General features: G+C 74.5%; 9 protein-coding genes and 1 pseudogene. 6 read left to right on the plus strand and 4 right to left on the minus strand.

The window, feature by feature from the left end; translation table 11 throughout:
- On the plus strand, nucleotides 1-871 hold an 871-nt coding region (locus IEZ00_RS19490; protein WP_229795896.1), incomplete at its 5' end, for a ferredoxin family protein.
- Between the two features lie 77 nt (nucleotides 872-948).
- Here the strand turns inward: IEZ00_RS19490 and IEZ00_RS19495 are convergent.
- Entirely contained in the window at nucleotides 949-1677 is a 729-nt protein-coding gene (locus IEZ00_RS19495; protein WP_189224717.1) for an SAM-dependent methyltransferase, read from the minus strand.
- A gap of 42 nt (nucleotides 1678-1719) precedes the next feature.
- Complete coding sequence (locus IEZ00_RS19500; protein ID WP_189224718.1) at nucleotides 1720-3060, minus strand: replication-associated recombination protein A; 1341 nt, start codon at nucleotides 3058-3060, stop codon at nucleotides 1720-1722.
- Nucleotides 3061-3179: 119 nt separating this feature from the next.
- On the opposite strand from IEZ00_RS19500, the gene IEZ00_RS19505 reads away from it, so the two are divergent.
- The 5 genes from IEZ00_RS19505 to IEZ00_RS19525 all read left to right on the plus strand — a co-directional run bounded on the left by IEZ00_RS19505 (nucleotide 3180) and on the right by IEZ00_RS19525 (nucleotide 7158).
- A complete protein-coding gene (locus IEZ00_RS19505) occupies nucleotides 3180-3767 on the plus strand; it encodes a uridine kinase family protein (protein ID WP_229795897.1) in 588 nt (195 codons plus the stop codon).
- A 29-nt stretch (nucleotides 3768-3796) separates the two neighbouring features.
- On the plus strand, nucleotides 3797-4216 hold the full coding sequence (locus IEZ00_RS19510) for an SRPBCC family protein (protein WP_189224720.1): 420 nt from the start codon (nucleotides 3797-3799) through the stop codon (nucleotides 4214-4216).
- Between the two features lie 108 nt (nucleotides 4217-4324).
- On the plus strand, nucleotides 4325-5617 hold the full coding sequence (locus IEZ00_RS19515) for an MFS transporter (RefSeq protein ID WP_189224721.1): 1293 nt from the start codon (nucleotides 4325-4327) through the stop codon (nucleotides 5615-5617).
- A 140-nt stretch (nucleotides 5618-5757) separates the two neighbouring features.
- Complete coding sequence (locus IEZ00_RS19520; protein WP_229795898.1) at nucleotides 5758-6822, plus strand: lytic polysaccharide monooxygenase auxiliary activity family 9 protein; 1065 nt, start codon at nucleotides 5758-5760, stop codon at nucleotides 6820-6822.
- Nucleotides 6823-6957: 135 nt separating this feature from the next.
- Nucleotides 6958-7158, plus strand: a complete 201-nt coding sequence (locus IEZ00_RS19525) for a hypothetical protein (RefSeq protein WP_189224722.1) — start codon at nucleotides 6958-6960, stop codon at nucleotides 7156-7158.
- Between the two features lie 48 nt (nucleotides 7159-7206).
- Here IEZ00_RS19525 and IEZ00_RS19530 read toward each other — a convergent pair whose 3' ends face one another.
- Together IEZ00_RS19530 and IEZ00_RS36800 are read right to left on the minus strand one after the other, a co-directional pair.
- Nucleotides 7207-7944 carry an energy-coupling factor ABC transporter ATP-binding protein gene (locus IEZ00_RS19530; protein ID WP_229795934.1) on the minus strand — a complete coding sequence of 246 codons (738 nt, stop codon included), beginning with the start codon at nucleotides 7942-7944 and terminating at the stop codon, nucleotides 7207-7209.
- Between the two features lie 96 nt (nucleotides 7945-8040).
- Nucleotides 8041-8536: pseudogene (locus tag IEZ00_RS36800) on the minus strand (energy-coupling factor transporter transmembrane component T family protein); the annotation flags it as partial.

Below are 8536 nucleotides of genomic sequence, written 5' to 3' on the forward strand. Positions count from 1 at the left end.
CAACCCGGCCGGAACGGCGGCGCGCATGACGTCCTGGCTGCTCGTGGAGCAGCCGGGCCCGTGGACCGCCGACGCGTTGGAGCGGACCCTCGGCCCGGTGCTCGGGTCGGAGCGGTTGGAGTCGTTGCGCGCCGCGGGTCTGCGGCCGCTGCTGATCCGCCGCCCCGGCCGCCACCGGCGCGACCCGGCGGCCCCCCGTTCGGTGTACCTGGCCAGCGGTGTGCCGGGGAACCGGTGGCTGGAGCGGCGGGAGGTCACCGACCTGGCCGGGTTGGCCGAGCTCGACCTGGAAGCGGTGGTGCGGGGCGAGCCGGGGCACGGCGAGCCGGTGGCGGGCCCGCTGTTCCTGGTCTGCACGCACGGCACCAAGGACATGTGCTGCGCGGTGCTGGGCCGCCCGCTGGCGGGTGTGCTCGGCGAGAACCACCCCGGCAGGGCCTGGGAGGTCAGCCACGTCGGCGGTGACCGCTGGGCGGGCAACCTGCTGGTGGTGCCCGACGGCTTCCTGCACGGCCAGCTCGACCCCGGTGAGGCGGCGCTGGTGGCCAAGGCCGCGATGGCGGGCCAGGTCCAGCCCGACCAGCTGCGCGGGCGCACCTCCGCGGCGACGCCGTGGGCGCAGTACGCCGAGATCGCAGTGCGCAGGCACGCGGGCCTGCGCGGCCTGGACGCGGCGCTGGCCGTGGACGAGCGCCCGGTTCCCACCGACGACGGCGAGGCGCGCGTGGTGACCGTGCGCGGCATCGACCTGTTCTACGAGGTGGTCGTCCACCGCAGCACCGCCGCGAGCAGCGGCACCAGCCGGTGCGCGGGCCGCATCTCCCCGCCCGCGTACCGCACCGAGTCGATCCGGCTGCTCAGCACCGTCTGAGGCGGGCGCCGCCGCCCCCGTCCGGTATCCCCGGCCGGGCGGGAGACGGCGGCAAGCGCGGTCGGGCGCGGGCCGGGTCAGGTCCGCGCGAGGGTCAGGTAGGCGAAGCCGAGGCTGCCGCGGTAGCCCTTGAGCCAGCCGTCGCGGTGCTCGTCCACGATAGCCCGCACCGAGGCCGCCTCGGGGTGCTCCGGGTGCTCCAGCAGCCAGCGCTCCCGGCCCGCGCACCAGCGGGACTCGAAGTCGTCCCACTCGTCGGGCGTGGCGGTGGTCAGCGCGAGCAGCCGGAAGCCGCTGTCCAGCGCCAGGTCCACCAGCTCCGCCAGGTCGCCGGGCACGGTGTCGCCGAAGATCCCCAGCGCCCGCTCGGTGGGCGGGCGCTCCCAGAACCCCTCCCCCAGCAGCAGCCTGCCGCCGGGCCTGGTCCGCTCGCGCAGAGCGGCCAGCGCCTGCGCGGTGCCGCCCCAGGCGTGCGACGCGCCGACGCAGATGGTCACGTCCGCGGCGGGTCCCCGCCAGGTGGTGACGTCGGCCGGCTCCAGGCTCACGTGCGCGGACCGCCCTCGGGCGGCGATGGTGGCCCGCCCGCGCCGGACGGCGTGCTCGTCGCTGTCCACGCCCAGGCCGCGAGCGGTCGGCTCGTGCTCCACGGCGCGCAGCAGCAGCTCCCCCCAGCCGCAGCCGTAGTCGACCACCGTCGCGCCCGCCAGCGGGTGCAGGCCGTTGATCAGCTGGTAGGACTTGGCGTCCGAGAGCGGCGAGTTGAAGTCGAGGTAGGCGTGGCCGTTGGCCGGGACGTCCGTCACGCGGCCACGGTGGCAGACGCGGCCCGGCTCGGCACCGGATTTTCACTCCTGGCCGCGGACCACCCGGCGCAGCCTGGGCAGCCGCTCGGCGATGACCCGCTCCGCGCCCCGGCCGGTCGGCGCGTAGTAGTCGCGGCCGACCAGCTCGTCCGGCGGGTACTGCTGGGTCAGCACGCCCTCGGGCACGTCGTGCGGGTAGCGGTAGCCCTGGGCGTTGCCCAGCTTGGCCGCGCCCGCGTAGTGGCCGTCGCGCAGGTGCGCGGGCACCGGGCCGGTGGCGCCCTTGCGCACGTCCTCCATGGCCGCGCCGATCGCCGTGGTGACCGCGTTGGACTTCGGCGCGGTGGCCAGGTGCACGGTGGCCTGGGCCAGGTTGAGCGCGCACTCGGGCAGGCCGATCAGCTGCACCGCCTGCGCGGCGGCGACCGCGGTCTGCAGCGCGGTCGGGTCGGCCATGCCCACGTCCTCGCTGGCGTGGATGACCAGCCTGCGCGCGATGAACCGGGGGTCCTCCCCCGCCTCGATCATGCGGGCCAGGTAGTGCAGCGCGGCGTCCACATCGGACCCCCGGATGGACTTGATGAACGCGCTGGTCACGTCGTAGTGCTGGTCGCCCTGCCGGTCGTAGCGCACGGCGGCCTTGTCGACGGTGGCCTCCAGCCGCTCCAGGGTCAGCTCGCCCGCCACGCCGTCGGCGGCGGCCTCCAGCGCGGTCAGCGCGCGCCGGGCGTCACCGCCCGCCAGCCGCACCAGGTGGTCCTCGGCGTCCCGGGCCAGGGTCACCGAGCCGCCGAGGCCGCGTTCGTCGGCGACCGCGCGGCGGACCACCACGCGCACCGCGTCGTCGGTCAGCGGGCGCAGCTGCAGCACCAGCGAGCGCGACAGCAGCGGTGAGACGACCGAGAAGAACGGGTTCTCCGTGGTGGCCGCGACCAGCAGCACGATCCGGTCCTCCACCGCGCCGAGCAGGGCGTCCTGCTGGGTCTTGGAGAACCGGTGCACCTCGTCGATGAACAGCACGGTCGACTCGCCGGAGCGGACCAGCCTGCGGCGCGCCTCGTCGATGACGGCGCGCACCTCCTTCACCCCGGCCGACAGCGCCGACAGCGCGGCGAACCGCCGTCCGGTGGCACGGGAGACCAGCGTGGCCAGGGTGGTCTTGCCGGTGCCCGGCGGGCCGTAGAGCATCACCGAGGCGGGCGCGGCGCCCTCGACCAGCCTGCGCAGCGGGGCACCCGGTCCGAGCAGGTGGTCCTGCCCGACGACCTCGTCGAGGTCGCGCGGCCGCATCCGGACGGCCAGCGGCGCGTTGGCGGCGATCCGGGCTTCGCGCTCCTCGGGGTCGACTCCGAACAAGCCCTCGTCGAACAGCCTTTCGGTCACGTGTTCGACTGTAGTCGTCCGGTGTGCGCCCCCTCACCGCGAGCAGCGGCGCTACGCGATCGGGTTCGGGTGTGCGAGACTCATGCCCCGTGCCGTCACCTGCCGTTCACGCGCGCGTTGTGCTCCTCGCGGGTCCTTCGGGCTCGGGCAAGTCCACTCTCGCCGCCCACCTGGGCTGGCCGGTCCTGCGACTGGACGACTTCTACCGCGAGGGTGACGACCCGCTGCTGCCGCGCGACGCGGCGGGCCGACCGGACTGGGACGCCGAGCGGTCCTGGAACACCGCCGAGGCGCTGGCGGCCGTGGTGGCGCTGGCCACCACGGGCGCGGTCGAGGCGCCGGTCTACGACATCGCTTCGGACTCCCGCGTCGGCAGCCGGGCGGTGGTGCTGGACGGCGCGCCCGTGTTCCTGGCCGAGGGGCTGTTCGCGGACCGGCTGGTGGCGGGCTGCCGGGAGGCGGGTGTGCTGGCCGACGCGGTGGTGCTCGCGCCGAGCGCGTCGGTGACCTTCGCGCGGCGGTTGGCCCGCGACGTGGCCGAGGCGCGCAAGCCGGTGCCGCTGCTGCTGCGCCGCGGCCTGCGGTTGCTGCGCGAGCAGCCCGCGGTGGTGCGCCGCTGCTGCGACGCCGGGATGCGCCGGATCACCCCCGCTCGGGCGCGGGTCGAACTGGCCGCGATGGGGCGACGGCTGCCCGCCGCGGTGTAGTGCCCGGTCGCGGCGGGTACCGCTGCGACATGGCTGAGTTCGAGCACGAGCAGAAGATCCCCGTTCAGGCGCGTGCGGTGTTCGACGCCGCGCGGGACGTCTCCGCCTTGGACGCGTGGCTGCCCGATGGCGTGCAGGTCGAGCCGAGTGGGCCGGAGCGGGTCACCGGGCGGGTGTCGGTGGGCGACGACGTCGAGGAGGCCGACGGGTACTTCACCGTCGACGAGGAGCGCCGCCGCCTGGAGTGGGGCGACCTGGACGGCGAGGGGTACTCGGGGTGGCTGGAGGTCCGCGAGGACGGTCCGGCGGAGAGCACCGCGGTGCTGCACCTGGACGTGCGCGGCGACCACGCCTCGGCGGTCGGCGGGCAGTCCCACGAGATGACCGACGGCTACCTGGGCCAGGCGCTGGACCGGCTCGCCGCGCTGGCCGCGGACCGCGCCACGTGAGCATGTTCACCTGATCGACCAGCGGGAACACCGAAAAGCGATGTTTAAAGTGGACGGAGCATGTTCTGGGCGCCTCTCGCCCGCACCGTCCTCAGGGGAGCTTCTTCGATGTTCCGCGCCCTGCGCGGCCGCAATTACCGCCTGTGGGCCATCGCCGACCTGATCTCGGTGACCGGCTCGTGGATGCAGTTGATCGGTCTGAACTGGGTCGTCATGGAGCGCACCGGCTCGGCGACCTCCGTCGGCCTCTCGGTGCTGCTCAGCGCCCTGCCCTCGGTCCTGCTCGGACCGTGGGCGGGGGCGCTGGCCGACCGCGTCCCGGTGCGCCGGGTGATCCTGGCCTGCCAGTCCTCGCACGCCGTGCTGGCCGCGCTGCTGGCGCTGGCGGTGTGGCGGGAAGCGCCGATGCCGCTGGTGTTCGGGCTGACCGCGCTGGCCGGTCTGGTCACCGTCTTCGACGGCCCGGCGCTGGGCCGCTTCGGCGGGCAGGTGGTGGCCCGCGAGGACTTGGGCAACGCGCTGGCGCTGGGCTCGGTGCTCAGCTCCACCGGGCGCATCCTGGGCATGAGCACCGCGGCGGTGCTGGCCGCCGCGGTGGGCGCGCCGGTGCTGTTCCTGGTCAACGCCTTGAGCTTCTTCGCCGTGGTGGGCGCTGTGCTGGCGGTGCGCCGGGAGGAGCTGCACCCGCTGGCGAGCAGTCCGGAAGAGCAGGTCGGGGTGCGGGCGGGCCTGCGCCACGTCACCGCCAGCGGCAGGCTGCTCCTGCTGTTCGCGCTGGGTTTCGCGCTGTCCAGCCTGGGCCGCAACTACCAGGTCACCATGGCCGCGATGAGCGACAGCGCCGCGAGCTACGGGACGCTGTCCACGGTCTTCGCCGTCGGCACCGTGCTGGGCGGGCTGGCCGCGGCGGCGCGCAAGGCGCTGACCGTCCGGCTGCTGCTGGTGGTCGCCGGGGTGACCAGCGCGTTGCAGGCGGTCAGCGGCGTGGTGCCGGGGATGCTGGGCTTCGCGGTGGTGCTGGTGCCGATCGCGGCGGGCGCGGTGGTGATCGACACGACGCTGAGCACGCGGGTGCAGCTGGACACCGCGGACGGGATGCGCGGCCGGGTGCTGGCCATCAACGGCTCGGTCGGCGCCGCCGCGGGCGCGGTGGGGGCGCCGCTGCTGGGCTGGCTGTGCGAGCGGATCGGCGCGCCGGAGACGCTGGTGCTGGCCGGTGTGCTGACGCTGCTGGCCACCCTCTTCGCCGCGTCGGTGCTGGCCGCGCCGCCGCACCGGCGGGCCGCGCTGGCGCACCGCGTGCTGCGCAGGCCGCACCACCCGCCCGTGCCCGCAGGCCGTCCGCACGGCCCCACCCGCCCAGGGGGGCCGGTCCGGCGGCGTGCCCGCGTCCGGGTGTAGTCCGACGCGACCTTCCGGCGGTCCGCGCTGGAGCGCCCGGACGCACCCGGTGATCACCCATTCACAGAGAGCACCTGCTGCCGTTACAGTCGGAGACGCCCCTGGGAGCGTTCCCAGACCTCAACGCGGAGGTGAACGACGTGACGGTCCGACGATGGATCGCGCTGGCGACGGCCGCAGTGGCAGGCATCGCGATCGCGGTGGTGGCGAACGTGGCGGCTCCCGACCCGGCGTCCGCCCACGGCGCCATGATGAAGCCGGGCAGCCGGACCTTCCTGTGCTGGCGGGACGGCCTGTCCCCGCAGGGCAACATCGTGCCGAAGAACCCCGGTTGCGCCGCGGCGGTGAACGCGGGCGGCGCCAACGCGCTCTACAACTGGTTCGGCGTCCTGCGCTCCGACGGGGCGGGCCGCACCCGCGGGTTCATCCCCGACGGCAAGCTGTGCAGCGGCGGCAACTCCACCTACTCGGGCTTCGACATCGCCCGCGCCGACTACCCGGTGACCCACCTGACCGCGGGAGCCAACTTCAGCTGGTCGTACAACATGTGGGCGGCCCACCCCGGCACGTTCCACATGTACGTCACCAAGAGCAGCTACGACCCGAACAGGGCGCTGAGCTGGAACGACCTGGAGGACACCCCGTTCCTCAGCGTCACCAACCCGCCGAGCAGGGGCGCGGTGGGCTCGGTGGACGGGCAGTACTACTGGAACGGCAACCTGCCCTCGGGCAAGTCCGGCAGGCACATCATCTACTCGGTCTGGACGCGCTCGGACAGCCAGGAGACCTTCTACAACTGCTCCGACGTGGTCTTCGACGGCGGCAACGGCGAGGTCACCGGCATCGGCCAGACGGGCACCGGCGACGGTCCCACCACGACCGTGCCCGACAGCGGCCACGACGCCAAGTGCATGGCGATCTACAAGATCACCAGCGCGTGGGACGGCGGCTTCCAGGGCGAGGTGGAGATCATGAACCACAGCACCAGCCCGTACGACGGCTGGTCCGCCACGTGGAACTTCGCCAGCGGGCAGACCGTCAACAGCCTCTGGAACGGCGTGCTCACGACGTCCGGGTCGCAGGTGGTCGTCAAGAACGTGGAGTGGAACCGGAGCATCGGGGTGGAGCAGTCGACCACCTTCGGCTTCACCGCCAGCTACTCCGGCAGCAACTCCCTGCCCACGGTGACCTGCAGCAGCCCGTGATGACGGGGTGGGCGTGGGCTGCCCCGACGGCGGGGGCAGCCCGCGCCCGCCCGTGCCGGTCCGTTTGACGGGCGCGGGACGATTGAGGCGGGGACAGTCCTGTCCCGCCCCCCTCCACCACCTCGGAGGGGAAGCATGTGGGGTTGGTTCTTCTGCGGCTACGCCGTCTTCGTGGCGCTCCTGGTCAGCTACGCCGCGCACGTCGCCCTCTCCGGCTCCAGCCCTGGGCGGCGGGCCGACGCCTACCGGGTGCTCAGGCTGATCTGGGCCGGGGCCACCGGCACCGGTGGGCTGGCCACCGCCGCGGTGCGGCTGCACGAGGCAGGGCTGCTCTGACCCCGCCGACGCGCGAGGGGCGGCCAGAGGCGATCGGTTGGGGCGCGATCAGTCGAGGCGGAACCCGAACGGCAGCTCCAGCCGGTGCCTGGCCAGCAGCTCGGCGTCGGCCAGGATCTCCCGCGTCGGCCCGTCGGCCACCACCACGCCCCCGTCGATCAGCACGCTGCGCGGGCACAGCTGCAGCGCGTAGGGCAGGTCGTGGGTGACCATCAGCATGGTGCGGTCCAGGCCCAGCAGCACCTCGGCCAGCTCCCGGCGGGCCACCGGCTCCAGGTTCGCCGACGGCTCGTCGAGCACCAGCAGCTCCGGGTCGCACGCCAGCACGGTGGCCAGCGCCACCCGGCGGCGCTGGCCACCGGACAGGTGCAGCGGCGAGCGGTCGGCGTGCTCGGCCATGCCCACCGCCGCCAGCGCGGCGCGCACCCGCTGCTCCAGCTCCCGGCCGCGCAGCCCGAAGTTGGCGGGCCCGAACGCCACGTCCTGCGCCGCGGTGGGCAGGAACAGCTGGTCGTCGGGGTCCTGGAAGACCACGCCCACGCGGCGCCGGATCTCCCGCAGGTTCGCCTTCTCCACCGGCAGCCCGGCCACCTCCACGCGCCCGGAACCGCCGCTGAGCACGCCGTTGAGGTGCAGCGCCAGCGTGGTCTTGCCCGCGCCGTTGGGGCCCAGCACGGCGACCCGCTCGCCCCGCTCCACGCGCAGGTCGACGCCGTACAGGGCCTGGTGGCCGTCGGGGTAGGCGTAGGCCAGCCGCTCGACCAGCAGCGCGGGCGCGGCGCGCACCGGCCGCACCCCGGTCGCGCTCGCCTCGGGCACCCCACCGGTCCAGCCGCGCGACACCATCGCCAGGTGCACCCTCTCGCCGCGTTCGTAGGAGCGGATGAACAGGCTGCCCACGCCGCGCGCGGTCGCGCCGAGCTGCCACAGGAACCTCGGGTCGTCGCCCCTGGAGATCCGGGCGATCCGCATCCGCCGCGCCTCGGCGACCACGACCTCGGCGTAGCGCAGCATCAGCGTGGCGATGGTGACCAGCACCGGCGGCACCTTCAGCCGCCGCAGGCCCAGCAGCAGCTCGTGCGGCGCGGTGGTGGCGGCCAGGGTCAGCGAGACCAGCACGCCCAGCGTGCCCTTGGCCAGGATGCCCCACCCGGCCAGCGCGCCCTCGGCGGAGATCGCGACGCCCAGCACCCGCACCCGCTCGCCGCCGCCGGTGAACGGCAGCGCCAGCGCCAGCACCACGAACGGCAGCTCGATCAGCGACCGCGCGGCGATCCAGCCGACCGGGACGCGCGCCACCACCCACACCGCGACCAGCACCAGCAGGTACAGCCCGAACGCCCAGAACGCCTCGCGCGGCGTGGCCACCACGCACAGC

The organism is Saccharothrix coeruleofusca, assembly GCF_014648515.1.
Lineage (GTDB): Bacteria > Actinomycetota > Actinomycetes > Mycobacteriales > Pseudonocardiaceae > Actinosynnema > Actinosynnema coeruleofuscum.